The sequence below is a fragment of the Type-D symbiont of Plautia stali genome (genome assembly GCF_001485335.1).
In the GTDB taxonomy this organism is placed as follows: domain Bacteria; phylum Pseudomonadota; class Gammaproteobacteria; order Enterobacterales; family Enterobacteriaceae; genus Pantoea; species Pantoea vagans_C.
In genome coordinates, this window is record NZ_BBOC01000005.1 from 54,631 (window position 1) to 80,605 (window position 25,975).

Annotated in this window: 19 protein-coding genes and 1 pseudogene; 10 read left to right on the forward strand and 10 right to left on the reverse strand. The window is 52.7% G+C overall.

All coding sequences use genetic code 11. The annotated features are described in order from the left end of the window. The first annotated feature begins 128 nt into the window (after window positions 1–128). From ldtD to PSSD_RS02835, 3 genes are all read left to right on the forward strand, one after another. Entirely contained in the window at window positions 129–1,940 is a 1,812-nt protein-coding gene (ldtD, locus tag PSSD_RS02825) for a L,D-transpeptidase (protein WP_058969322.1), read from the forward strand. Between the two features lie 188 nt (window positions 1,941–2,128). Further along, entirely contained in the window at window positions 2,129–2,680 is a 552-nt protein-coding gene (gene mepK, locus PSSD_RS02830) for a peptidoglycan L,D-endopeptidase MepK (RefSeq protein WP_039328994.1), read from the forward strand. A gap of 36 nt (window positions 2,681–2,716) precedes the next feature. Continuing rightward, entirely contained in the window at window positions 2,717–3,346 is a 630-nt protein-coding gene (locus PSSD_RS02835; RefSeq protein ID WP_058969324.1) for an MBL fold metallo-hydrolase, read from the forward strand. A gap of 45 nt (window positions 3,347–3,391) precedes the next feature. On the opposite strand, the gene PSSD_RS02840 is transcribed toward PSSD_RS02835, so the two are convergent. The 4 genes from PSSD_RS02840 to pncB all read right to left on the reverse strand — a co-directional run bounded on the left by PSSD_RS02840 (window position 3,392) and on the right by pncB (window position 8,922). Further along, the gene (locus PSSD_RS02840; RefSeq protein ID WP_058969326.1) at window positions 3,392–4,582 is read right to left on the reverse strand and encodes an amino acid aminotransferase; all 1,191 of its coding nucleotides are present in this window, start codon (window positions 4,580–4,582) and stop codon (window positions 3,392–3,394) included. Between the two features lie 199 nt (window positions 4,583–4,781). Then, complete coding sequence (gene ompF, locus PSSD_RS02845) at window positions 4,782–5,873, reverse strand: porin OmpF (protein ID WP_058969329.1); 1,092 nt, start codon at window positions 5,871–5,873, stop codon at window positions 4,782–4,784. A gap of 298 nt (window positions 5,874–6,171) precedes the next feature. Further along, window positions 6,172–7,572, reverse strand: coding sequence for an asparagine--tRNA ligase (gene asnS, locus PSSD_RS02850; protein WP_058969330.1), 1,401 nt, complete (start codon window positions 7,570–7,572; stop codon window positions 6,172–6,174). Window positions 7,573–7,716: 144 nt separating this feature from the next. Next, window positions 7,717–8,922, reverse strand: coding sequence for a nicotinate phosphoribosyltransferase (gene pncB, locus PSSD_RS02855; protein ID WP_039329008.1), 1,206 nt, complete (start codon window positions 8,920–8,922; stop codon window positions 7,717–7,719). A 244-nt stretch (window positions 8,923–9,166) separates the two neighbouring features. Here pncB and pepN point away from each other — a divergent pair, with 244 nt between their 5' ends. After that, window positions 9,167–11,782, forward strand: a complete 2,616-nt coding sequence (gene pepN, locus PSSD_RS02860; RefSeq protein WP_058969332.1) for an aminopeptidase N — start codon at window positions 9,167–9,169, stop codon at window positions 11,780–11,782. 63 nt (window positions 11,783–11,845) lie between these two features. Here pepN and ssuB read toward each other — a convergent pair whose 3' ends face one another. From ssuB to ssuE, 5 genes are read right to left on the reverse strand one after another with little or no spacing between them, the layout of a single operon-like run. Next, the gene (ssuB, locus tag PSSD_RS02865) at window positions 11,846–12,637 is read right to left on the reverse strand and encodes an aliphatic sulfonates ABC transporter ATP-binding protein (RefSeq protein ID WP_039328983.1); all 792 of its coding nucleotides are present in this window, start codon (window positions 12,635–12,637) and stop codon (window positions 11,846–11,848) included. Beyond that, window positions 12,634–13,422 carry an aliphatic sulfonate ABC transporter permease SsuC gene (gene ssuC, locus PSSD_RS02870; protein WP_039328981.1) on the reverse strand — a complete coding sequence of 263 codons (789 nt, stop codon included), beginning with the start codon at window positions 13,420–13,422 and terminating at the stop codon, window positions 12,634–12,636. The genes ssuB and ssuC overlap by 4 nt, the downstream gene beginning before the upstream one ends. A 10-nt stretch (window positions 13,423–13,432) precedes the next feature. After that, a complete protein-coding gene (gene ssuD / locus PSSD_RS02875; protein WP_058969334.1) occupies window positions 13,433–14,578 on the reverse strand; it encodes an FMNH2-dependent alkanesulfonate monooxygenase in 1,146 nt (381 codons plus the stop codon). Window positions 14,579–14,589: 11 nt separating this feature from the next. Further along, entirely contained in the window at window positions 14,590–15,540 is a 951-nt protein-coding gene (locus PSSD_RS02880) for a sulfonate ABC transporter substrate-binding protein (protein ID WP_439654583.1), read from the reverse strand. A 19-nt stretch (window positions 15,541–15,559) separates the two neighbouring features. Beyond that, on the reverse strand, window positions 15,560–16,111 hold the full coding sequence (gene ssuE / locus PSSD_RS02885) for an NADPH-dependent FMN reductase (protein ID WP_039328976.1): 552 nt from the start codon (window positions 16,109–16,111) through the stop codon (window positions 15,560–15,562). Between the two features lie 777 nt (window positions 16,112–16,888). On the opposite strand from ssuE, the gene PSSD_RS02890 reads away from it, so the two are divergent. The 5 genes and pseudogenes from PSSD_RS02890 (at window position 16,889) to PSSD_RS02910 (ending at window position 22,642) form a co-directional block, all read left to right on the forward strand. Beyond that, window positions 16,889–17,869 carry a glycosyltransferase family 2 protein gene (locus tag PSSD_RS02890; protein WP_058969338.1) on the forward strand — a complete coding sequence of 327 codons (981 nt, stop codon included), beginning with the start codon at window positions 16,889–16,891 and terminating at the stop codon, window positions 17,867–17,869. A 318-nt stretch (window positions 17,870–18,187) separates the two neighbouring features. Beyond that, window positions 18,188–19,711: a lipopolysaccharide biosynthesis protein gene (locus PSSD_RS02895; RefSeq protein WP_039328973.1), complete on the forward strand. Its 1,524-nt coding sequence runs from the start codon at window positions 18,188–18,190 to the stop codon at window positions 19,709–19,711. Continuing rightward, window positions 19,708–20,697 carry a glycosyltransferase family 2 protein gene (locus PSSD_RS02900; RefSeq protein ID WP_058969340.1) on the forward strand — a complete coding sequence of 330 codons (990 nt, stop codon included), beginning with the start codon at window positions 19,708–19,710 and terminating at the stop codon, window positions 20,695–20,697. Before PSSD_RS02895 ends, PSSD_RS02900 begins: the two co-directional genes overlap by 4 nt. A gap of 118 nt (window positions 20,698–20,815) precedes the next feature. Beyond that, window positions 20,816–21,825, forward strand: a pseudogene (gene pyrD, locus PSSD_RS02905) (quinone-dependent dihydroorotate dehydrogenase). Window positions 21,826–22,099: 274 nt separating this feature from the next. Continuing rightward, window positions 22,100–22,642 carry a cell division protein ZapC gene (locus PSSD_RS02910; RefSeq protein WP_058969342.1) on the forward strand — a complete coding sequence of 181 codons (543 nt, stop codon included), beginning with the start codon at window positions 22,100–22,102 and terminating at the stop codon, window positions 22,640–22,642. A gap of 4 nt (window positions 22,643–22,646) precedes the next feature. Here PSSD_RS02910 and PSSD_RS02915 read toward each other — a convergent pair whose 3' ends face one another. After that, window positions 22,647–23,756: a YcbX family protein gene (locus PSSD_RS02915; protein ID WP_058969344.1), complete on the reverse strand. Its 1,110-nt coding sequence runs from the start codon at window positions 23,754–23,756 to the stop codon at window positions 22,647–22,649. A gap of 97 nt (window positions 23,757–23,853) precedes the next feature. Here PSSD_RS02915 and rlmKL point away from each other — a divergent pair, with 97 nt between their 5' ends. Further along, the gene (gene rlmKL / locus PSSD_RS02920) at window positions 23,854–25,971 is read left to right on the forward strand and encodes a bifunctional 23S rRNA (guanine(2069)-N(7))-methyltransferase RlmK/23S rRNA (guanine(2445)-N(2))-methyltransferase RlmL (protein WP_058969346.1); all 2,118 of its coding nucleotides are present in this window, start codon (window positions 23,854–23,856) and stop codon (window positions 25,969–25,971) included. The last annotated feature ends 4 nt before the right edge of the window (window positions 25,972–25,975 follow it).

Here is a 25,975-nt window from a genome sequence, read left to right on the forward strand (position 1 = left end):
CCGTTTAATCTGTAAACGGCATTTGCACACTGAGGCAGATGCCGTTTTTATTTGTATACTCAACAATAAGAGTAAGGTTGTACATAGCGATAACAGGGCGCTGTGTCTTAGGTGAGAAGGGGGCAGGGATGTTGCTGAACAAAAGAAGCAGAATTAAACGTGCTGCATTAGCACTCAGTCTTTCACTGGTTTTATCGCCGCTGGCCACCAGCCATGCAGCGATCATTGCCGCACTGCCGGGAACGTCTCATAGCACCCTGAGCGTGGCGGCAAGCCAGCATCAAATTCAGCAGGCGTTCAGCCCGAGTGAACAACCGTTTTATCTCCCCGGTCTGGCAGGCATCTATGCGTCACGCAATATGGCGCCGCTGTGGCAAGACCGAGACGCGGTGCAGGCGTTTCAACAACAGCTGGCAGAAGTGGCGCTTTCAGGCGTCCAGCCGCAGTTCACACGCTGGGTTGAGCGGCTCACTAATCCAAACATTACGGGGCTGGCGCGCGATATCGTCCTGAGCGATGCCATGCTGGGCTATCTGCAGTTTGTGGCTAACGTGCCGACGCAGGGTGAAACCTGGCTATACAGCAATGTGCCTTACAAACTCGCTATGCCCGGCATCGCGGCCATCAATCAATGGCAGAATGCGGTAAACGGCGGCGGCAGCCGTGCATTTGTGGTGTCTTTAGCGCCACAGCATCCACAATATGCGCCGATGCACAGTGCGCTAAAGGCCCTGCTCACCGATAACCGCCCATGGCCGCAACTGCGCGACAGCGGTACCCTGAAGCCAGGCCAAATCAGCAACGATATCCCGGCACTGCGTGAGATTCTCCAGCGCACCGGCATGTTAACAGCCGCGCACAGCAGCACGCCTACGCCAGCCGACGATGCGGTGCCCACGGCATCGGTGCCGGTAAGTCAGAGCAATCAACCTGTGGCGGTGAGCCCATCAGCGGCCAACGTCAGTGATCTCCCCTCGCAGAGCCCGCAGACCGCCGGTAATGTGGCGGCAAATCCGACCCCAGCAGGCGATAATGTTTACGATGCTGCGCTGGTGGAGGGTGTGAAGCGCTTCCAGCACTGGCAAGGTTTAGCGGATGATGGCGCAATCGGACCCCGCACCCGCGAGTGGCTGAATGTCTCGCCTCAAATGCGCGCCTCTTTGCTGGCACTCAATATTCAGCGTCTGCGCCTGCTGCCGGATGATATGCATAACGGCATCATGGTGAATATTCCCAACTATTCGCTGACCTATTACAACAACGGTGCCACCATCCTTTCATCGCGTGTGATTGTGGGGCGTCCGGATCGCAAAACCCCGCTGATGCGCAGCGCGCTAAATAATGTGGTGCTGAACCCGCCATGGAATGTGCCGACTACGCTGGTGCGCCAGGATATTGTGCCGAAGGTCAAACAAGATCCCGGCTACCTCTACAAGCATGGTTACACCTTGTTATCCGGCTGGAGTGCTGATGCTGAAGTGATCGATCCTTCGATGATTGACTGGCACATGGTTTCCGCCGCGAGCTTCCCGTATCGCATTCGTCAGGCTCCAGGTGCGATGAACTCACTGGGTCGCTATAAATTCAATATGCCAAGTTCGGATGCCATCTACCTGCACGATACGCCGAATCATGGCTTGTTCCAGCGTGATATCCGCGCGTTAAGTTCAGGGTGTGTCCGCGTGAATAAAGCTTCGGAACTGGCGGATCTGTTGTTGCAGGATGTGGGATGGAATGACAGCCGGATCTCCGACACGCTGAAGCAGGGCGATACCCGTTACGTGCCGATTCGTCATCGTATCCCGGTGAATCTCTACTATCTGACGGCATGGGTCGCCGCAGATGGCCAACCGCAATATCGTACAGATATTTACAATTATGATAACACCGCGCGTTCCGGTAGCCAGGTTCTGGCAAAAGCGGGCAAACTGCTGCTCTAGTGGTTGATTTATCTGTTATCACCTGCCGATAAAAACCCCAAGACCCGTCTGAGAAATACCTTCTCAGGCGGGTTTTGATCATTCTGTGACGCATTCCGGGTTGACTGACTGTTGGGCTGAGGTTACTGTTCGGCCTTGTGTACTTTTTACACATATTTTTATCGTTTTAGATTAGGTAACCCCGCAACATGGCTAATTTTGATTCTCAACGTCGTCGATTACTCCTGATTGGAGGCGCAGCGGCAGGTTTGTCACTGCTTCCAGGTTCAGCTCTGGCTTCGCTTTCCACCGCTCGCCCACGAGTATTGACGCTTAATAACCTTCACACCGGTGAAACCCTTAAAACGGAGTTTTTTAACGGCAAGAGTTATGACAAGGATGAGTTAGCCCGTTTAAACCACTTCTTCCGTGATTACCGCGCCAATCAGGTAAAACACATCGATCCGCATCTGTTTGACCAGCTGTACCGTTTGCAGATGGTGCTAAATACGCGCAAGCCTGTGCAGCTGATCTCGGGTTACCGTACGCTCGCCACCAATAATATGCTGCGTGAATCGGGCCCTGGCGTGGCAAAACACAGTTATCACACCAAAGGGCAGGCGATGGATTTCCATATCGAGGGAATTTCATTGAGCAATGTTCGCAAAGCGGCGTTATCTATGCGCGCTGGTGGTGTAGGATATTACCCGCGCAGCAACTTCGTACACATTGATACCGGGCCTGCAAGGCACTGGTCCTGATACCGACAGCGCTGCGTGTGTCGGTCATGGAGCGCTATGAATTACCATATTATTCCGGTTACGGCCTTTTCTCAGAACTGCTCGGTCATTTGGGATGAAGAGACCCAGCAGGCAGCGTTAGTCGATCCCGGCGGTGATGCAAAAACCATTATTGCCGTGCTGGCTGAGCGGGGCTTAACACCCGCACAAATCCTGTTGACGCATGGTCATCTCGACCACGTTGGTGCCGCAGCCGAGCTCGCCGCGCATTATCAGGTGCCAATTGTCGGTCCACACAAACTGGACGCCTTCTGGCTGGATAATCTGCCGACCCAAAGCCGTATGTTTGGTTTGCCCGAGTGCGCGCCGCTGGCGCCGAATCGCTGGCTGGAAGAGGGTGAAACGGTACAGGTGGGAAATGTCACACTTGAGGTGCTGCTTTGCCCTGGCCACACGCCAGGACACATTGTCTTTTTCGACCGTGCGGGTCGCTTACTGATCTCCGGTGATGTGATTTTTAATGGCGGTGTTGGGCGTACCGATTTTCCGCAGGGCAGTCACAGCGACTTGATCGCGGCGATTAATACCAAGCTGTTGCCGTTAGGGGATGATGTGACCTTTGTACCGGGTCATGGACCCATTTCAACCTTGGGTCGCGAGCGAATCAGTAATCCTTTTCTGCAATAAAAAATGGGCCGTTGAGGCCCATTTCTCATTTAACGATGCTGAGTTTTACAGCACGGCGACAATCGCTTCGCACAGCGAAGACATATTGTCCGGCGTCATACCTGCCACGTTAACGCGACCAGAGTTAACGGCATACACGCCGAACTCATCACGCAGGCGTACCACCTGATCTTTGGTCAAACCGCTGAACGAGAACATGCCGTTCTGCTGGATGATAAAGCTGAAGTCCTGCGTTGCCCCTTTCTCTGCCAGCGTATTCACAAACAGCTGACGCATGCGCTGGATACGCTGACGCATATCGCTCAACTCTTGTACCCAAATGGTACGCAGCGCATCGTTGCCCAGGATGGTTGCCACCACAGCGGCACCGTGTGAAGGCGGGTTCGAGTAGTTAGCACGGATGCTGTACTTCACCTGACTGAAGGCGGTCTTAGCGGTGTTGCTGTCTGCAGCCACCAGTGTCAACGCACCCACGCGCTCGTTGTACAGACCAAAGTTCTTGGAGTAGGAGCTGGCAACCAGCAATTCCTGATGTGAGGCAGCAAAAATACGCAGGCCTTCTGCATCTTCGTCTAATCCACGGGCGAAGCCCTGGTAAGCGAAGTCAAACAGCGGCAGCCAGCCTTTTTCCTGCGACAGTTTAGCCAACTGCTGCCACTGTTCAGCGGAAGGATCGACACCCGTCGGGTTATGGCAGCAGCCGTGGAACAGCACCACATCGCCCGCTTTGGCTTCCTGCAACGATGCCACCATGCCTGCAAAATCGAGGCTGTGGTTGGCCGCATCGTAGTATTGGTAATCACAAACTTCCAGACCGGCTGCGTTGAATACGTTCTTGTGGTTCGGCCAGCTTGGATTACTCACCCAGACACGCTTAACGTTGGTCTGGTTAGCGAGGAAATCAGCGGCAACACGCAGAGCACCGGTACCACCTGGGGTCTGTGCCGTGCAGGCTCGTCCCGAAGCAATCAAGCTGCTCTCTTTACCAAACAGCAATGCCTGAGTGCAGCTGGCGAAATCAGCCAGACCATCAATGCTCAGGTAATTTTTGGTGGTTTCATTTTCCAGCAGATACTGCTCAGCTTTTTTAACACTGGTCAGAACCGGGGTTTTACCGGTTTCATCTTTATAGACACCAATGCCAAGGTTGATTTTATTCGGGCGGTCATCGGCGCGAAACAGGTCAGCCAGTCCCAGAATAGGATCGGCGGGTGCGGCAGAGATCGATTCAAACATGAGTCAGTTCCGTGTGGGTGAACTTTAGCGAAATGAGCTATCAGGGTAGCGTCAGATGATACTATTGCCAACCGCTGACATAAAAAAGAAATAAGTCGCGCGTACAAAGTAGTGGCGCTAATTGAGAGGCCGATCACTCAAAAGCAAAACGGAGCCCGAAGGCTCCGTTTTTAGGTCATACAAGTTTCTAATCAGGTGATTAGAACTGGTATACCAGACCCAGGGCAACGATATCGTCGGTGCTCAGACCCAGCGCGTTGTTGTCGTTCAGCTGGTTGATGCGGTAGTCGACGTAGGTCGCCATGTTTTTGTTGAAGTAGTAGGTCGCGCCCACATCGATGTATTTAACCAGATCAACATCGCCGATGCCTTCAACATCTTTGGCTTTAGACTGAACGTATGCCAGGGATGGACGCAGACCGAAGTCAAACTGGTACTGAGCTACAACTTCAAAGCCCTGAGTTTTGTTAGCAAAACCAACCTGGTTGAAACCAACGCTACCTGCATTGGTGTTAGAGATGTAGGTAGAGTTACGGGTTTCGTTGTACATAGCCGCCAAGTATACGTTGTTAGCGTCATACTTCAGGCCAGTTGCCCACTGCTGCGCTTTATCACCGCCGCCGTAGTAAGCAGAATCTTGTGCGTTGGTACGGTCGCTTGAACCGTAAGCACCTACGATGCCAACACCGATTGGTGAGGTGTAAGAAATTGAGGTACCCCAGCCGTCACCGTTTGCACGACGAATGTCGTCACGGTCGTTTTTGCCCTGATACTGCAGAGCAAAGTTCAGGCCATCAACCAGACCGAAGAAGTTGGTGTTACGGTAGGTAGCCAGACCAGTAGAACGGCCAACCAGGAAGTTATCAGAGTAACCGGTATCGCCACCGAACTCTGGCAGTACGTCGGTCCAGCCGATTGCGTCATACACTACGCCGTAGTTACGACCATAGTCGAATGAACCTGCGTCGCCGAATTTCAGACCAGCAAAGCCCAGACGGGTTTTGTTACCGTCTTGTGCGTCAGAACCTTCAGAGTTGTTCGCCTGAACGTTGTATTCCCACTGGCCGTAACCGGTCAGCTGGTCGTTAATCTGGGTTTCACCCTTGAAGCCGAAGCGAACATAAGTCTGGTCACCGTCGTTACCAGAATCATCAGAGAAGTAGTGCAGACCAACAGCTTTACCGTACAGATCCAGTTTGTTGCCGTCTTTGTTATAGATTTCTGCTGCGTTTGCTGCGCCTGCAGCTAACAGAGCAGGGATAACCACTGCAAGAATGTTGCGCTTCATCATTTTTTATTACCCTCATTGGAGTTATTTGGACATCTGCCACTGCCGTCAAGAAACCTTTACAGAACCTTGAAAGAAGTTTGATGTCTCCTGTGTCTGCACGCATCTTTCCATCACAGGGTTGCTATTTCTAGCCCGAAAATGATTCAAATCTCGCAATTACGTATCAAAAAGAAATTATGTATTACAATTTGTAAAATATCGGGAACTTTGTGAGAGAACTCAAAATTTACAAAAATAAAAAAGGCCGGCAATGCCGACCTCGTTATATATATGAATTACTTATATTTAATGGCTAATTTTAGAAATTAGCATTGCGCGGAGTACGCGGGAAGGGGATAACATCCCTTACATTTTGTACGCCGGTGACATAGGCGATTAATCGTTCGAAACCTAATCCGAAACCTGCGTGTGGAACGGTGCCATAGCGACGCAGGTCACGATACCACCAGTAATCTTCCTTATTCAGGCCCATCTCTGCCAGACGTGCATCCAGCACATCCAGACGCTCTTCACGCTGTGAACCGCCGATGATTTCACCTATGCCTGGTGCCAGAACGTCCATCGCCGCCACGGTTTTACCGTCGTCGTTCATACGCATGTAAAACGCTTTGATATCTTTAGGGTAGTTTTTCACCACCACCGGTGCCTTAAAGTGTTTCTCTGCCAGATAACGTTCGTGCTCAGAAGAGAGATCAACACCCCATGACACCGGGTTCTCAAACGTCTGACCGCTCTTTAACAGAATCTCCACTGCATCCGTGTAGTCTACCTGAGCAAAATCGGTAGTAACGAAACGTTCTAAGCGCGCAATCGCATCTTTGTCTACGCGCTCGGCGAAGAACGCCATGTCATCCGCACGCTCTTCCAGCACCGCTTTAAACACATATTTCAGCATGGCTTCTGCCAGCGCCGCGGCATCGTCAAGGTTAGCAAACGCCACTTCCGGTTCCAGCATCCAGAATTCCGCTAAATGGCGGCTGGTGTTAGAGTTTTCGGCACGGAAGGTCGGGCCGAAAGTGTAGACTTTTGACAGTGCACAAGCATAAGTTTCCGCATTCAACTGGCCGGAAACGGTCAGGAAGGCTTCTTTACCGAAGAAGTCTTTGTCGTAATCGACTTTACCTTGCGGATCGCGCGGTAGGTTTTCCATGTCCAGTGTGGAAACACGGAACATCTCGCCCGCGCCTTCAGTATCAGATGCGGTGATCAGCGGGGTGGAAACCCAGAAGTAGCCATTCTCATGGAAAAAGCGATGCAGCGCCTGTGCCAGCGTATGGCGTGTACGCGCTACGGCACCGACCAGGTTGGTACGCGGGCGCAGGTGAGCCACTTCGCGCAGGTATTCGATGCTATGACGTTTAGCTGCCATCGGATAGGTGTCTGGATCATCAACCCAACCGGTGACTTCCACTTTCGTCGCCTGCAGTTCGAATGCCTGGCCTTCGCCCGGAGACTCAACCACTTTACCGGTGACAATAACCGAGCAGCCGGTGGTCAGACGCAGCACTTCATCCTGATAATTATTCAGAGAATTATTGACGACGGCCTGAACGGGATTAAAGCAGGAACCGTCATAAACGGCGATAAAGGAAAGACCGGCTTTGGAATCTCTTCGGGTACGCACCCAACCACGTACGGTGACTTCACTGTCAACCGCGACACGGCCGTGCAGTACATCCGCTACAGGCACTACGCTCATAAATATCTCTCTATATAAGTGGGTAAAAGCCCCTTTTTGGGGTTTTGCTATGTTACTTGCGAGCCAACAGGAAACAAGCAATTTTGCCGGGAGAAGGGGAGATTTGTTGCAAGAGAGCAGGGTGCGAGCACCCTGCATTGGTGATCAGCTGGCTCTTTTGACCAGTGGAAGGTCGAAAGCTTTGCGCAGTGCACGGACAAAGGCTTTATCCTGGCAGATGGTTTTGCCGGGGCTATCCGAGAGTTTTGCCACCGGTTTGCCATTGCAGCTCACCAGTTTGATCACGATATTTAGCGGCGTAACGCCGGGAATATCGCAGGTCAGGCGCGTACCGATACCGAATACCACGTTGGCGCGCTGGCCAAAGTGACGATATAACGCCAAGGCTTTGTCCAGATTCAGGTTATCGGAGAACACCAGCGTTTTACTTTTCGGATCAATATCCAGGCGCTGATAATGTGCGATGGCCTTTTCACCCCATTCAACCGGGTCTCCGGAGTCATGGCGCAGCCCCTGATAACGGTGCGCGAAGCCTGGCCCAAAATCACGCAAGAAGGCATCCATGGTAATACAGTCAGTGAGAGCGATACCCAGTTGGTCATCATACTCATCCAGCCAGGATTGCAGCGCGGCACGTTGGCTGTTCGCCAGCACAGGACTGATCTGTTGATGTGCCTGGAACCACTCATGTGCCTGGGTGCCAACCGGATTGAGCTGTAAGCGGCGGGCCAGATCGTAATTACTGGTGCCTACTAACCATGGGAAATCGGCTTTCAGGGTGCTGACAATCGCTTCCTGCACCGCTTTGGAGTAGCGGCGACGGGTGCCGAAATCCATCAGTTGGAAGCGTGACATATCCAGGTCACCCACCTGCTGACGGAAATCCACCAGCTTCTGCTGCAAATGTGTGACCGCTTGATCAACGCCCATTTGCGGCGTGCGATGGCGGTGTACCACTTCACTGATCAGTGCCAGCAGCGGTACTTCCCACAAAATCACTTCACGCCACGGTCCGCTGATCTGAATCGTCAGGCGTCCATTATCATTACGCACCTTAACCTGCGCAGGATCGAAGCGGAATTGGCGTAGCCAGTTGAGGTAATCGGTTTCAAAGAAAGGTAAGCCACTGAGGTAATTATATTCATCGTCGCTCAGGGCGAGAGATTGCAGGGTATCGATCTGCGCACGAATCTCGTCGGCATACTGGCCGAGCAATTCATCGCCGCGACAGCGAAATTCTGCCGTAACCGGGACATCGTAATAACGATGATAAACGGCCTGCTGCATGTGAAGCTTATACGCATCGGTATCAAGCAGCGTGGTCAAAATCGGGGAAGCGTGTCCAGTCATGGTGCGTTTCAGCATCCTCTTCCGCGGAGCAGAGCCCGGTGTCAACAAAGTCATAAAGACGCAGGAGTATAAAACAGTAATGACCGGGATCACACCATAATTGCGGGTGGCAGGTCGAGGGTCATTTGTGCCATTGTTAATGAATTGTAGCCTTTTCAGCGAAGGCACGCATTGTGCGTGGCAACGAAGGCGCAACCCGCTTAGACTTTGACGGGTAGATAATTCAACGATGCGAGAAGGACTTATGACGCAACAGCCGCAAATTAAATATCGCCACGACTATCGTGCGCCAGATTTTACCATCACCGATATCGACTTGACCTTTGATCTGGATGCTGCCAGTACGCGCGTCACTGCGGTAAGCCAGGTGAAGCGCCTTGGCGCAGCTGATGCCGAACTGCGTCTGGATGGCGAAGACCTTACGCTGGTGTCACTGGCGGTGGATGGGCAGGCGTGGGCGCATTACCGTGAAGAGGAAGGGGCTCTGGTGATCAGCCAACTGCCGGACAACTTTACGCTGACCATTATTAATGACATCCATCCAGACAAAAACACCGCACTGGAAGGGTTGTACAAATCGGGTGATGCGCTCTGTACTCAGTGTGAAGCCGAAGGTTTCCGCCACATAACCTGGTATCTGGATCGCCCTGATGTGCTGGCGCGCTTTACCACCACTATTATTGCTGATGCCGCAACTTATCCGTTCTTGCTGTCTAACGGCAACAAGCTCGATAGTGGAGAGCATGCAGATGGCCGCCACTGGGTGAAATGGCAGGATCCCTTCCCGAAACCCTGCTACCTGTTTGCGCTGGTGGCGGGTGACTTCGATGTGCTGCGAGACAGTTTTATCACCCGTTCAGGCCGTGATGTGGCGCTGGAGATCTTTGTCGATCGCGGCAACCTCGACCGTGCTGACTGGGCGATGACCTCGTTGAAAGCCAGTATGAAGTGGGATGAAGAGCGCTTTAACCTTGAATACGATCTCGACATCTTCATGATCGTCGCCGTGGATTTCTTCAACATGGGCGCGATGGAGAACAAAGGCCTTAACGTCTTCAACTCTAAATATGTGCTGGCCAAAGCAGAAACCGCGACGGATAAAGATTATCTCGGCATTGAGGCGGTGATTGGGCACGAGTATTTCCATAACTGGACCGGTAACCGTGTTACCTGCCGTGACTGGTTCCAGCTCAGCCTGAAAGAGGGGCTGACCGTGTTCCGCGATCAGGAGTTCAGCTCGGACCTGGGTTCACGCGCGGTGAACCGCATTGATAACGTGCGCGTGATGCGCGGTGCGCAGTTTGCTGAAGACGCCAGTCCAATGGCACACCCGATCCGCCCGGATCAGGTGATTGAAATGAACAACTTCTACACCCTGACCGTTTATGAGAAGGGCTCGGAAGTCATCCGCATGATGCATACCTTGCTGGGTGAGGAAAACTTCCAGAAAGGCATGCAACTCTATTTTGAGCGGCATGATGGCAGCGCAGCAACCTGTGACGATTTTGTCCAGGCGATGGAAGATGCCTCTAACGTCGATCTGTCGCAGTTCCGCCGCTGGTACAGCCAGGCGGGTACGCCAGTGCTGACAATACGCGATGACTATAACCCGGAACTGGAGCAATACACCCTGCACGTGACGCAGCGCACCCCGGCGACTGCTGAACAAAAAGAGAAATTACCGCTGCACATTCCGCTGGATATTGAACTGTACGATAACGAAGGCAAAGTGATTCCGCTGCAGCACAATGGTCATCCGGTACATCACGTATTAAATGTCACGGAAGAGTTCCAGACCTTTATCTTCGATAACGTCCACTTTCAGCCGGTACCTTCATTGCTGCGTGAATTCTCGGCTCCGGTGAAGCTCGACTATAAATGGAGCGATGCACAGCTCACCTTCCTGATGCGTCACGCACGCAATGATTTCTCGCGCTGGGATGCGGCACAGAGCCTGCTGGCCACTTACATTCGCCTGAATGTGGCGCGCCATCAGCAGGGACAACCGTTGTCATTACCGTTGCATGTTGCGGATGCCTTCCGTGCCGTGTTGCTGGATGAGCAGGGCGATCCGGCATTGACGGCGCTGATTCTGTCACTGCCTTCAGAGAACGAAATCGCCGAGCTGTTTGAGGTGATTGATCCGCAGGCGATCTCGGCAGTACGTGCGGCGTTAGTCCATGCGCTGGCCACGGAGTTGAGCGATGAACTCTATGCCGTGTATCTGGCGAATCAGAGCCAAGATTACCGTATTGAGCATGCGGAAATCGGCAAGCGCTCGCTGAAAAATGTTTGTCTGAGCTATCTGGCCTTCGCCGATGCGGAGCAGGCCGATAAGCTGGTGCAGGCGCAGTATCAGCAGGCGAATAACATGACGGATGCACTGGCGGCGCTTTCAGCGGCAGTGGCGGCGCAATTGCCTTGCCGTGACGCGTTGCTGGCGGCGTACGATGAGCGCTGGCATCAGGATGGTCTGGTGATGGACAAATGGTTTGTGCTGCAGGCAACCAGCCCAGCAGATAACGTACTGAGTAAGGTGCGCGAATTGCTCAACCACCGCTCATTCACCATGGGCAACCCGAACCGTATTCGTTCGCTGATTGGCGCTTTTGCTGCGGGTAATCCAGCCGCGTTCCACGCTAAAGATGGCAGTGGCTATCAGTTCCTGGTGGAGATGCTGACCGATCTCAACACGCGTAACCCGCAAGTGGCGGCGCGTATGATCGAGCCGTTGATTCGCCTGAAACGCTATGATGCTGACCGTCAGGCACTGATGCGCAAGGCACTGGAGACTCTGAAAGGGCTGGATAAACTGTCGGGCGATCTGTATGAGAAGATCACCAAGGCGTTGAATGCCTGATAAAATTGCGCCGCTACAGGGTATGCACCAATCTGTAGCGGCGCGATTTATCGCGCTTTTCTCTTATCGCTGTTGCGCAAATTTCAGCGGTTGTTCGGATGTACTGCGTTTCATCACGCGATCCAAAACTTCCGCTTCTAACTCGGCCAGACGCGCCGAACCACGACGGCGTGGTCGCGCCAGATCCACGGTTAAATCCAGACCGATTTGCCCCTCTTCGATTAACAGTACGCGATCGGCCATGGCCACCGCTTCACTGACATCGTGCGTGACCAGCAGCACGGTGAAGTTATGCTGTTGCCACAGTGACTCGATCAATCCCTGCATCTCGATACGCGTCAGGGCATCCAGTGCGCCCAGCGGTTCATCCAGCAGCAACAATCCCGGACGATGAATCAGCGCACGCGCCAGTGCCACACGCTGTTTTTGTCCACCCGATAACGCAGCGGGCCATTCATTGGCGCGATCGGCGAGGCCTACAGCATCCAGCGCTTCCAGCGCGGCAGCGCGCCATTCACGTCCTTTTAAACCCAGACCAACATTATCAATCACCTTTTTCCATGGCAGCAGGCGGGCATCCTGGAACATCAAACGGGTATCTTCACGTGCCTGTGCCAGCGGCGCGGTTCCTGCCAGTAACTCGCCACGGGTGGTGGACTCCAGCCCGGCAAGCAGGCGCAACAGGGTACTTTTACCGCAGCCACTGCGGCCAACCACGGCGACAAACTGGCCTGCCGGAATATGCAGGTCGATGTTATTCAGAATGGTGCGATCGCCGTATTGCTTACTGACACCGTTCACACCCACTGGGGTGCCGCTGTTCAGGCGCGACGGGCTTAAGGTTACGTTGCTCATGCGTTCTCCTTTAATTGGTAAGCTGGATGCCAGCGCAGCCATACGCGCTCCAGCAGTTGGGCAGCAACATCGGCCAGTTTGCCGAGCAGCGCATAGAGAATGATGGCGACCACCACCACATCGGTTTGCAGGAATTCACGGGCATTCATCGCCAGATAACCAATGCCGGAGTTGGCAGAGATGGTTTCGGCAACAATCAGCGTCAACCACATCAGCCCAAGGGCAAAGCGGACACCCACCATGATGGAAGGCAGGGCACCGGGCAAGATCACCTGGATAAACAGGCTCCAGCCGGAAAGACCATAACTACGTGCCATCTCTACCAGACCCCGATCAATGTTGCGAATGCCGTGATAGGTGTTGAGGTAGATCGGGAACAGTGTGCCTAATGCCACCAGGAAAATTTTGGCAGACTCATCAATGCCGAACCACAGGATCACCAAAGGAATCAATGCCAGGTGCGGCACGTTGCGCAGCATCTGCACTGAGGTATCCAGTAAACGTTCGCCAACGCGTGATGTGCCGGTGATCAGCCCGAGAATCAAACCAATCGATCCACCGATGGCGAAGCCAATGGCGGCACGCCAGCCGCTGATCGCCAGGTTTTGCCATAACTCTCCGCTAACGGTCAGCTTCCAGAACGTAATAATGATATTTTCCGGTGACGGAAGGATGCGGGTAGAGAGCCAGCCCACTTGTGAAGCGAGTTGCCACACCACAATCAACAGCACCGGCAGCGCCCAGGGGAGCAGGGCATTCGTTAGCTGTTTTTGTATCTTTGCCATCATCAACTCCTTAACTCTGTGACACTTTCTGTGGTGTGAAATCATTCGCCACCGCTTCACCGTGCGCCTGCACCACGCGTGGCTTCGGCACTTCCGGGATGGCTAAATCAAGATGCGGGAACAGCAGTTCGCCGACACGATAAGCCTCTTCGAGATGCGGATAGCCCGAGAGAATAAAGGTCTCAATGCCTAAGTCCTGATACTCCTGCATGCGCGCTGCCACGGTGGGGCCATCGCCCACCAGCGCGGTACCGGCTCCGCCGCGCACTAAACCGACACCGGCCCACAGATTAGGACTGATCTCCAGCTTGTCACGGCGGCCGCCATGCAGCGCAGCCATAAGCTGCTGGCCGACGGAATCGGTGCGGGCAAAGGCAGCCTGCGCTTTAGCAATGGTGGCATCATCGAGGTGGGCAATCAGACGATCGGCCGCCTGCCATGCCTCTTCATTGGTTTCGCGCACAATCACGTGCAAGCGAATACCGAAACGTACCTTGCGGCCCTGTGCGGCGGCTTTGGCCCGCACCTGGTCAATTTTTTCTTTCACTAATGCAGGAGGCTCACCCCAGGTGAGATAGACATCGACCTGTTCAGCGGCGAGATCCTGGGCAGCGTCTGACGAACCACCAAACCACAGTGGCGGACGGGGTTGCTGCACCGGTTTAAACATCAAACGCGCACCACGCACCTTGACATGTTTGCCCTCGTAATCCACCGTCTCGCCCTCGGAAACACGACGCCAGACGCGGGTGAACTCGGCGGACTCTTCATATCGCTCACGGTGATCGAGAAACACGCCATCCCCCGCCAGTTCTTCGGGATCGCCACCGGTCACCAGGTTAAACAACGCGCGACCATTGGAGAGACGATCCAGCGTTGCTGCCTGGCGTGCCGCCTGCGTGGGGGAAATCACGCCAGGACGTAACGCCACCAGGAAACGCAGACGCTGTGTCACCGGGATCAGTGACGCCGCCACCAGCCATGCATCTTCACAGGAGCGGCCAGTGGGGATCAGCACGCCACCAAAACCGAGGCGATCGGCGGCCTGTGCAATTTGCTGCAGATAGCCGTGGTCTACCGGACGTGAGCCTTCTGCGGTGCCGAGGTAGTGCCCATCACCGTGGGTCGGGAGAAACCAGAATACGGATACGCTCATGATTCAATTCCTTATGGCTGGGCCGATTGTGGATGCCAGATACGGTCAGCGATATTCACTTTTACCGGCATCAAATGGTTGGCGTAAAACAGATCGGCCGTTTGCTGTTGGGCCTGCGCGGTGTGGGCGCTGACCGGCGTGATGGTGGTCGGTGGACGATGGTCGAGGTAGCTGGCAATCACCGGCTTGGGTAGGCCCATGGCTTGCGCCAGTAAGTCGATGCTCTGATCACGTTGGCTGCGAGTGAGTGCATCGGCATCACTAAACGCCTGCAGTACCTGTTGCACAAAGGGGCCATTCGCTTGCGCGTACTTGCGCGTGGCTAAATAGAAGGAGCCGGTTTGATTGAGCTTGCTACCATCCACCAGGACTCGCACATTGCCTTGCAGCAGTGCGGCAGAGTAGTACGGATCCCAAATCGCCCAGGCATCCACATCACCTTGCTGGAAAGCGGCGCGGGCATCGGCTGGGGTCAGATAAGTCGGTTGGATGTCTTTAAAACTCAGCCCTGCCTGCTCCAGCGCGCGAAGCAGCAGATTGTGCGAGCTGGAACCTTTCTGGAACGCCACTTTATGGCCTTTCAGGTCGGCAACGGTTTTAATCGGGCTATCCTTTGGCACCAGAATCACTTCCGCTTGCGGCTTGGGCGGCTCCGAACCGACATACAGCAGATCGGCGCCTGCAGCCTGCGCAAACAGCGGCGGGATATCGCCGGTGCTGCCCACATCAATGCTGTCAACATTCAGGGCTTCCAGCATCTGTGGTCCCGCTGGAAATTCGATCCATTTAATTTTGGTATGTGGGAAACGTTGCTCCAGCAGTTGGTGTGATTTGGCCAGCACCATGCTGACGGAACCCTTCTGATAGCCAATGCGCAACTGGTCTGGGGCATCAGACGCACCAGCACTGCCGCTCAAGGCAAACAGCGCGGCAAACGCCGGTAACAGTAAACCCGTAAACATCCTTTTCATTGTTCTTCCTTTAAACCGCGTGAGCATAGGGTTGATGGCGACGATGCAGCGCATGCCAGAAGGTCTCTAACGCATCATCAATACGATCGGCCAGTTGCTGGTCCAGTTCTGGTTGGCGGTCGTAATGCAGAATCTGACCGTCAGTGGCAAATACGCCATGCAGTACTTCCTGCGCTTTCAGGGCGTTAAGCACCGGCTTGAGGGCATAATCCACCGCCAGTAAATGCGAAGCACTGCCACCGCTGGCCAGTGGCAGCACCACTTTATGTTCCAGGGCACGTTCCGGCAGCAGATCTAGCAGCGTTTTCAACGCGCCAGAGAACGATGCTTTATAAATGGGCGTGGCGACAATCAAGCCATCGGCGATCGCCAGATCGGCTTTAAGTGCCGCCAGTGCGGGGGAATCAAAGCGTGCATACAGGAGGTCCTCCGGCTGAAAGTTGTGAATATTCCATGGAATCACCTCAACACCGCGTGCTTCCAGCGCGTGTTGGCACAGGCTGAGCAGTGCCGTAGAGCGTGAAGGGAAGCGAGGGCTGCCCGCCAGCGTAATAACCCGCATGGTGACTCCTTATAACTGAAAGTTATTGATTATCTGATATTGAGAACTGATGTGTTCAATACTGGCAGAGCAGGGGGATGGGCTTAAATGATTTATCTGGCAATAAAAAGGCAGAAACTGCAAAAAGGATGATTGCGGCAGAATGGGCGCAATAGATGTGGTGCTACCGAATTGCGAATAATCTTAAAAACCGGCACCCACACCCGATGCATTGATTACCAGCCGTGAATTAAACCGTGGCTAATCGTTGCTATCGAAATGATATTTTTTCTGAAAGAGAGGTGTAACCGTGGTTACGTTTGGTCAAACTCATGTCGATTGAGTGGGTATGAGTACCCTAAGAAATATCAACAGGAAAATACAGAAAAAAAACGAGGTAAATCAGTAGCAACATAAGGCACGTTTAAACACCGTTTAGCTTTAATTGAAAGAATGTAATTAACACTATCTGTTTATTTTCTTTAGATAAGCCCTTTTAGACATGACTTCATACATAAAATATGTAACCAGCCTTTCCCTCTGGCGGGAAACGTAAAAGTTATTAATGCGCCTTTTAGCGAGATCAGCTAAGAGGTTAATGGGCGTAATGTATGGGAATTGATTTAATTCACTTAATTATTGTTTGGCCCTGTGAAATAAAAAACCCCTCTGCTTAACTGATCCCGGAATTAACATTATTGCTGTTTATCGTGCGTTTAACTGTTGAGCGTAATGCTTTTAACTCGCGGGTATTGACCTGAGGGTTTATTTTCTTTCAACCGTTATCGGGAAAGGTTTATGTCTAAAGTCCTGTTATCTGTGATTATTCCTACATTCAATGTAGAGAATTATATCGTCGAATGTGTTGACGCGTTGCTTAAACAAATAAGTACACCCAATGAGATTATTATCATTAATGATGGTTCGACTGACGGCACGCTGGCGCTAGTTGAACAACATTATGGGCATCTACCACAGGTAAAGATTATTACCACGATAAATGTTGGCGCAGGACAAGCGCGTGACAAGGGGATTGAAGCTGCGCAAGGGGAGTTTTTATTCTTTTGCGATCCAGATGATATTGTGGCCGATGGTTTGGTGGAGGAATTACAGCAAGTCTACCAAACGTACCCAGAAACCGAGCTGTTCTGCTTCAGTTCGCAAATGTTCGAGGAGGGGCAGCGACACATCACTCGCCCCAAAGTCCGTCATGAAACGTTCGGCAAACAACCGTCTCAACAGGTGTTTTCCCGCCTGCTGTGCAATGGTAGTTACACCTCAGCTGCATGGAATTATGCCGTGAAGAGAGCGTTGGTCGAACAGCATCGTCTCCGCTTTCGCGACCGCGTTCATGAGGATCACCAGTTCACCTTGTCGGCGTTTGTTTACTCACAACATGCGTGGGTCAGCCAGAAAGTTTATTATCATCAACGCGTGCGTAACGGTTCACTGACGAACAGCAGGAAGAGTGATGACTATTTCCTGCAGCGCTATAACGCCTTTATGCAGGCATTCAGCACCTTAAAAATCGCGCTGGGCCACTCTCCGTTGAAACAGAAGCTTGAGAAAGAGTATTTATTGCACTCGTTCCGCTTAATGATTTACCTCTCGCTCTATAATGGCACCGCAGTACCCGAGTATGTGATTAATGCGATTCGTTTTTTAGGCGGGCAGTACGATCCAGCCAATATTAAAGAGTGGCTACTTATCCATCGGCCAGAAATGTTTATTCTGTTGCAGAATATTAAAGTGGCGAAAACATTAAAACGCGCTGCGTAATTCCATTTTATTCCGAAGAAAGGAAATAACCACGACCGGCTGTTTCTGCAAGAAAAGTGTAATAATTATCGTCATGACGGCTAAAGATGTTACAGATAATGTGCATTTTAACTTCAATTCACTTTCCTTCGGCCCATGAGAAGATTGGGGTTGGTTATTTTTAGCCATCCCAGTGAATTCTTTTTCATGGCCGAAATGGCATGTCAAAAATCTTAATTTAGCACCAAGGATAAAATTAAGAATAAGTCTGGTAGGCAGTTAGGGTGTTCTGTGTCAGGCTCTGTTTTTCAGCGAAATTTCCCAGACACCTCAATACTTATGTCAATTAAACGTAACGCTATTGCCAACTATGTAGGTCAGATCTACCTGACACTCTCGGGTATTCTGGTTGTACCGCTCTATATTCATCATTTGGGGATGGAAGCGTATGGTTTAGTCGGTTTCTTTTCGATTTTACTGACCTGGTTACAGTTGTTAGATGCGGGTGTTTCAACGACGTTGATGCGTGAGGCCGCGCGCTATCGTGCTAACCAGGCTGAATTTATCTGGTTTCCCTCTTTATTTGCCGCACTGTCAAAATTCTTCCTGATTTCGACCGTGATTTTAGTGGTCATCGGTTGGCTGGCCACGCCATGGATTGCGCATCATTGGCTGGATGCACAGCATCTTCCATCTTCAGATGTGGTGACTGCAGTAGCGATTATGGTCATCACCGCCGCTATTCGTTGGCGTACCAGCCCGTATCGCAGTGTCATCGTCGGCTTTGAACATCAGGTGTGGCTCAACGGCGTCAATCTGGTGATCGTCACGCTGAGAACGTTTGGTGCCGTCCTGGTGATCCAACTGTTTTCCAATCCGGTTTTGAGTTTCTTTATCTGGCAGTTACTGGTCTCGATCGCCGAAGCGGTATGTCTGATTTACAAATGTTTCCAGTTGGTGCCAGCTTCAGCGCGCAAACAGAAGCATGAGAATTTAAAGCAGGTACTTAAACCTTTTATTCGCTTCGCACTGAGTGCGGCCTACGCCAGCGCCGTATGGACGTTCATTTCTCAGATTGACCGTCTGGTACTGTCAAAAACGTTGCCGTTGAGCGAATACGGTTCCTTTACCGTGGTCGCGACGGCCGCTACCGGGATTATTTTGCTGAGCAGCCCGATTATGCAGGCTATCGTGCCGCGTATGACCGGGATGAAAACCAAAAAAGAGGGTGATGCCCAGTCGCTGACGCTGTATCGGTATACCACCCAAGCGGTGGCGATATTTATGGCTCCGCTCAGTATCACCATTGCGTGCTTCTCTGCACCGCTGTTGTGGGCATGGACGCAGAATCAGCAGGTGGTGAATGAGATGTCGTTTGTCCTCAGCCTCTATGCGCTGGGCAGTGGCGTGCAGGCAATATGTGGCTTGCTGTATCACCTGCAATACGTCAATGGCAACCTCAAGCTGCATGTTAAAGGTTTCTCCTGTTTTGCCATTATTCTGGTGCCGCTCAATATTTTTGCGGCTCTCCACTTTGGCGCGATGGGTACCGGCTGGTTATGGCTGGGGCAAAACGTGTTCTACCTGCTGGGGTGGGCGTGGCTGGTGCATCGCCGCTTCGCGCCGGGCATTCATTTCGCATGGTTAACGCGTGATGTGTTGCTGGTATGGGTTGTTGCGGCGGTTATGGCCTGGCTCTGCTCACTCCTGCCCATTAGTTGGGATCAAAATCGCTGGTTGAATCTGTTATGGCTCGGGCTGATTGGCATGGTCAATCTGGCAGTGTGTTGTCTCTTACACAGCCTGGTGATCAAGCGTCTGCTGCCGTTCAATAAAGGCTTTAACGTTGAGGAGAGAGAATGAACGGCGTGAGCATGACGGTGATCGTGCCTAACTGGAACTGCGCTCCATGGTTAGGGGAAGCGATAGATTCGCTGGTGGGTCAATCTTCTCCTCCCGAGCAAATCATCGTAATTGATGATGGCTCAACGGACAACAGCGTGGCGCTACTAGAAGAGATGGCGGCTCGCTATCCACAAATCACGGTGTTGCAGGCGCAGCGTGGCGGCGTCAGTGCGGCGCGCACGCTTGGTTTGGAGATTGCCACCGGCGACTTCATCTATTTTATGGATGCGGATGATTTCATCGGTAAAACTCTGTTCGCTGATTTCCGTCGCGCAAAGGCACAGCATCCCGAAATGGAGTTGTTCTGCTTTGGCGCCAAAATGTTTACGGACTTGCCCGTCGCCCAGCGGCAATATCAACTTTTTCACCAACGACGTATCCAGGGCGCGTTTCCCGGCGGCAGCACTACCCTCCGCAATATGATCACACACCAATCTGCGCATCGCGTGTTGTGGAGCAGTATTGTCTCACGCCATTTGATTGAAAGGGTGGGGGTGCAATTTCTGCCGATTCAAAACCATGAGGATGCGCCCTACATGTTTGCCTTGTACATGCAGGCGCAGGAAGTGGTGCTCACAGGCGAAAGCTATTACTACAAGCGTTTTATGGTGACTTCGCTGTCACAACGCAAAGCCACTTTTGCCTGGGTTGAAAACTACTTTATTGCACGCGGTAACAGCGAAAGCTTTATGCAAGCGTGGGGTATGCCTGCCGATGAGTGGCTGATGGACCGCTATTACGAACCGGTGATGTACGGTTGTTTGATTGAGATGCGCAAAAATAACATCGACGTCCCCAAGGAGTGGCACGTCACCATCGACCAGTTGATCCGTAAAGTGACCGGCGAGAGCAAGCGCATGAAACTGCAGTGGTACTATCCCATGCTTTATAACGGTTTGAAGGCAAGTCGCAGTCTGTTAGCACGCTATACCGGTAAGCGCTGACTTCGATCAACTCTGCATCACCTGATTAAATTTACTTTTGCGCCAGAGGCCTTTACCATTCTGGCGCACAAATTTGCGTGCACCCGACTTCCCTCGCTTCCGCCATTCAGGAGAGTGCATGTTATATCCTATCGTCCGGCCGGCGCTGTTTAAGCTCGATCCAGAGCGTGCGCACGAACTCACCTTGCAACAATTACGTTTTATCAGCGGTACCCCGCTGGAAGGGCTGATTCGCCAGTCGCTGCCGTCGCGCCCGGTCAGTTGCATGGGACTGACTTTCCCGAACGCGCTGGGCCTTGCCGCAGGGCTTGATAAGAATGCGGAGTGCATTGATGCTTTCGGCGCGATGGGCTTCGGTTTTGTAGAAGTGGGGACTGTCACGCCACGCCCACAACCGGGTAATGATAAGCCGCGTATGTTCCGCTTAGTGGAAGCGGAAGGAATTATTAACCGCATGGGCTTTAATAATCACGGTGTCGATCACCTGGTCGAGAACGTTAAAAAGGCGCGGTTTAAAGGTATCCTCGGTATCAATATTGGCAAAAATAAAGATACGCCAGTGGAGCAGGGTAAAGACGATTATCTGACCTGCATGGAGAAGGTGTATGCCCATGCCGGTTATATTGCCATCAATATTTCCTCACCGAACACACCGGGATTACGCACGCTGCAATATGGCGAAGCGCTGGACGATCTTCTGTATGCGATCAAATTAAAACAAAAGAACTGCAAGAACGGCAGCTTAAATATGTGCCAGTAGCGGTGAAGATCGCGCCGGATCTTTCAGAGGAAGAATTGATCCAGGTTGCCGACAGTTTGGTGCGCCATGAAATTGACGGCGTGATTGCGACAAATACCACACTCGATCGTGCATTGGTGACGGGCGTAAAATATGCTGACGAAATGGGGGGATTAAGTGGCCGTCCGGTGCAATCCCGCAGCACGGAAGTGATCCGCCGCCTGTCGCAGGAGCTTCAGGGCCGTTTGCCCATTATTGGTGTCGGTGGCATTGATTCGCTGGTTTCTGCACGTGAAAAAGTCGCAGCCGGTGCAACCTTGGTACAGATATACTCCGGTTTCATTTATAAAGGCCCAACGTTAATTAAAGATATCGTGACCCACCTCTAAGACATTTCTCACTTTCCCGCGCCGGGGGGTTTATTTATCCCTTCGGCTCGTTTATATTTTGTGCTGCTGATGCATTTTTCAGCTTTTCTTTAGCATTATATACCCTAAATAATTCGAGTTGCAGCAAGACGGCAAGTGGGGGAATCCCCATGAGCTTACATCAGTAAGTGACTGGGGTGAGCACGCGCAGCCAACGCAACTGCGGTGAGAAGTATGACGGGTATATTTTAAAATTAAGCGCCGTTTAGCGCAGCGATAAACTACAGGGCACATCATGAAAATTAAACCTGATGACAACTGGCGTTGGTATTTCGACGCAGAGCATGACCGCATGATGCTGGATTTGGCAGACGGCATGTTATTTCGCTCGCGCTTCTCGCGTAAAATGCTGACGCCGGATGCCTTTAATGAAAGCGGTTTTTGCGTGGATGACGCCGCGTTGTATTTTACTTTTGAAGAACGTTGCCGTCAGAGTGGATTAAAAGGCGATCAACGTGCCGAATTAGTATTAAATGCCTTGGTCGCCAGCCGTTTTCTCAAACCTCTTATGCCGAAAAGCTGGCATTTCACCAGCCATGCGCAAAGCTGGCAGCCCAGTGCGGGCGATATGGTCGCCGTGACATTAGCGGACACCGGAGAGCGGGCGCAGTTGCTGGTGGTTGAGAGCGGTGAAAATGCGGCGCTGTGCCTGCTGGCACAAAATGCGTTATCGGTTGCCGGTAAAGGCATGCAGTTAGGCGATGCAATCAAGATCATGAACGATCGCCTGCATCCTCACCAGCAGGAACAAGCAGCCCACCTGGCGAGAGCTGTTTAAACGCTTACGCCAGTTCGATGTCACCTGCCGGAATACAGCTGCAGCTGAGAATGGTGCCATCTGCACGCACTGCACTTTTCTTCAGTGCTTTTACTTCGCCAGAGACCAGCGTTACCTTGCAACTGCCGCAAATCCCGGCACGACAGGAGTAAGGGATGCGAAAGCCCTGCATCTCCAACTGTTCCAGCAACACTTGCTGATTGTCACCGATAAACGCATTTCCCTGATAGCCAATGGTCACTTCAGCTTGGTTGCTGGCGGCCGGCTTCAGCGTTTCTACCACCTCACCTGGACCATAAGCTCGCGGCGTCTGTCGCTCAAGAATGGTGACTGTATCGCCCACCCGAATCACGCCGCTGTTCAGCGCGATGAGATTCAAACCAAAATCGATATCGCCGCTGCCATCCTGGCCGCTGCGGAAGCGTTGCAACGTGGCCAGTGGTTCGCCCTCAGGATGTTTACGTCCGCTTTCGGTACCAACGGTGGTGAACACACAGCGGCTGCAGGGTTTGGGCATCTCAAAGGTGACATCGCCAATTTTGAGGGTCTTCCAGCTGTCTTCATCCCAGGCAGCGGCACCACTGACCACCAGATTAGGACGGAATTGCTCGACCCGAACGCTGGCGGGGCAGCGTTGCTGGAGATCCTGTAAAGACGACATATTCACCAGCAGGAAAGGAAAACCGTCAGCAAAACTAAGCGGCACGCTTTCAAAGCGTTTCACCCGGCGGGTTGGCGCGATTCCGGTCCAGCGCAACTGCACCGGGCGCGGGAAGAAACTGCTCAGCCACTGGTTAATCTCAGCAGGCGCGATATGTGAAGTGAAGGTATTGCCCCACACTTCAGTCGGTGCCTGCTGTGCGGTGAAATCGCTGAAGCGGATCAGCGCCTGGCTGCCATCGGGCGCATTGAGAAATAAGCCATCGGGCAACAGCGCTGGGGTAAAGCGGACCATCTCCGGATACTGCCGGGCGGTAATAAACGTCCCGTCTAACTCTGTCACCATAAAGATGCGATCAAACGCTAAACCGCTCTCCAGCACCTGAGCATGAGACAGTTGCAAACCGCGCATGGATTTGACCGGATGAATGTAGAGGCGAGAGAGCGTAATCATCAAAACTCCAACAAGACAAAAAGAAGCTAACTTTATGACATAGGACGCTGATTCGCTATAATGCGCAACAATTTTAGCAAGAGTAAAAAGTGACGATATGAATTCTCTGTTTGCCAGTACGGCGCGTGGGCTCGAAGAGCTGTTAAAAACTGAGCTGGACGCGCTGGGTGCGCAGGATTTGCAGGTGGTGCAGGGCGGCGTCCACTTCCGAGCCGACGACCGTGTGATGTACCAAAGCCTGCTGTGGAGCCGCCTGGCTTCGCGTATTTTGCTGCCGCTGGGAGAATTTGGCGTCTGGAGCGATCTCGATCTCTATGTTGGGGCGCAAAGTATCCCCTGGACCGAGATGTTCGACAGCAACACCAGTTTTGCGATCCACTTCAGCGGCACCAACGAAGTGATCCGCAACAGCCAGTTTGGTGCGTTGCGCATCAAAGACGCAATTGTAGATAGCTTTACGCGTCAGAACCTGGAACGTCCGAGCGTTGATCGTGAACAGCCGGGGATTCGTATTAATGCGTGGCTGAATAAAGATCGCGTGAGCATCGCCCTGGATCTCAGCGGCGATGCGCTGCATCAACGTGGTTATCGCCAGCAAACCGGCCCGGCGCCGTTGAAAGAAACGTTGGCGGCCGCCATTGTGATGCGCTCAGGCTGGCAGAGCAGCACGCCGTTGGTTGATCCAATGTGTGGTTCCGGCACCTTACTGCTGGAAGCCGCATTGATCGCCACCGATCGCGCGCCAGGTTTGTTACGTACCCATTGGGGCTTTAATCGTTGGAAAAATCATAATCAAGCGGTCTGGCAGGAAGTGCACAGTGAAGCGAAAGAGCGTGCGCGTATCGGTACCTCTTCCGCAACTGCCCGTTTCTTTGGTTATGACAATGACAGCCGTGTGCTGGAATCCGCACGTGCTAACGCGCGCCGTGCTGGAGTGTTCGAACTCTTTACCTTCGCGCAGCAGGATGTCATCAAGCTGAAAAATCCGCTGGCGGGTCAGGATGTGACGGGCACGGTGCTGAGCAACCCACCTTACGGTGAGCGTCTGGAAAGTGAACCAGCTCTGATCGCCCTGCATAGTCTGCTTGGCCGTATCATGAAACAGCAATTTGGTGGCTGGAATCTGTCACTGTTTAGCGCTTCCCCGGAACTGTTGAGCTGCCTGCAACTGCGCGCCGATCGCCAGTTCAAAGCGAAAAATGGCCCGCTGGAATGCGTGCAGAAAAACTACCAGCTGGCCGCCAACAGTGGTGAAGGTAGCGCACAGATCGCGGAAGACTTCGCCAACCGTCTGCGCAAAAACCTGAAGAAGCTGGAGAAGTGGGCGCGTCAATCCAACATCGAATGCTATCGCCTGTATGATGCCGACCTGCCAGAGTACAACGTGGCGGTTGACCGTTACGGTGAGTGGGTAGTGATTCAGGAATATGCTCCCCCTAAAACGGTCGATGCCAATAAAGCACGCCAGCGTCTGTTTGACGTCATCAGTGCGACCCTGAGCGTGCTGGAGATCCCCGCTAACCGTTTGGTGATGAAAACCCGTGAACGGCAGAAAGGGAAAAACCAGTATCAGAAATTAGGCGAGAAGGGTGACTTCTTCGAAGTTCAGGAGTTTGACGCGCGTCTGCTGGTGAATCTCACTGACTATCTGGATACCGGTCTGTTCCTCGACCACCGTCTGGCGCGTCAGATGCTGGGTAAAATGAGCGCGGGCAAAGATTTCCTTAACCTGTTTGCTTACACCGGCACGGCCAGTGTGCACGCCGGTTTGGGTGGGGCAAAAACCACTACCACCGTGGATATGTCACGCACCTATCTGGAGTGGGCTGAGCGTAACCTGCGTCTTAATGGCCTGACCGGACGCCAACACCGTTTAATGCACGCGGATTGCCTGAGCTGGCTGCGTGACAGTGACGAGCAGTTTGATTTGATCTTCATTGACCCGCCAACGTTCTCTAACTCCAAACGTATGGAAGAGGATTTCGACGTGCAGCGCGATCACATGATGCTGATGCAGAATCTGAAACGTCTGCTGCGTCGCGGTGGCACCATTATGTTCTCTAATAACAAGCGCGGCTTCAAAATGGATCTCGATGGCTTAGCCCGTCTTGGTCTGCAGGCGCAGGAAATTACCCAAAAAACGTTGTCGCAAGATTTTGCGCGCAATCGTCAAATTCACAACTGCTGGCTGGTTAGCCACGCCGGTAAGGAATAAGTTT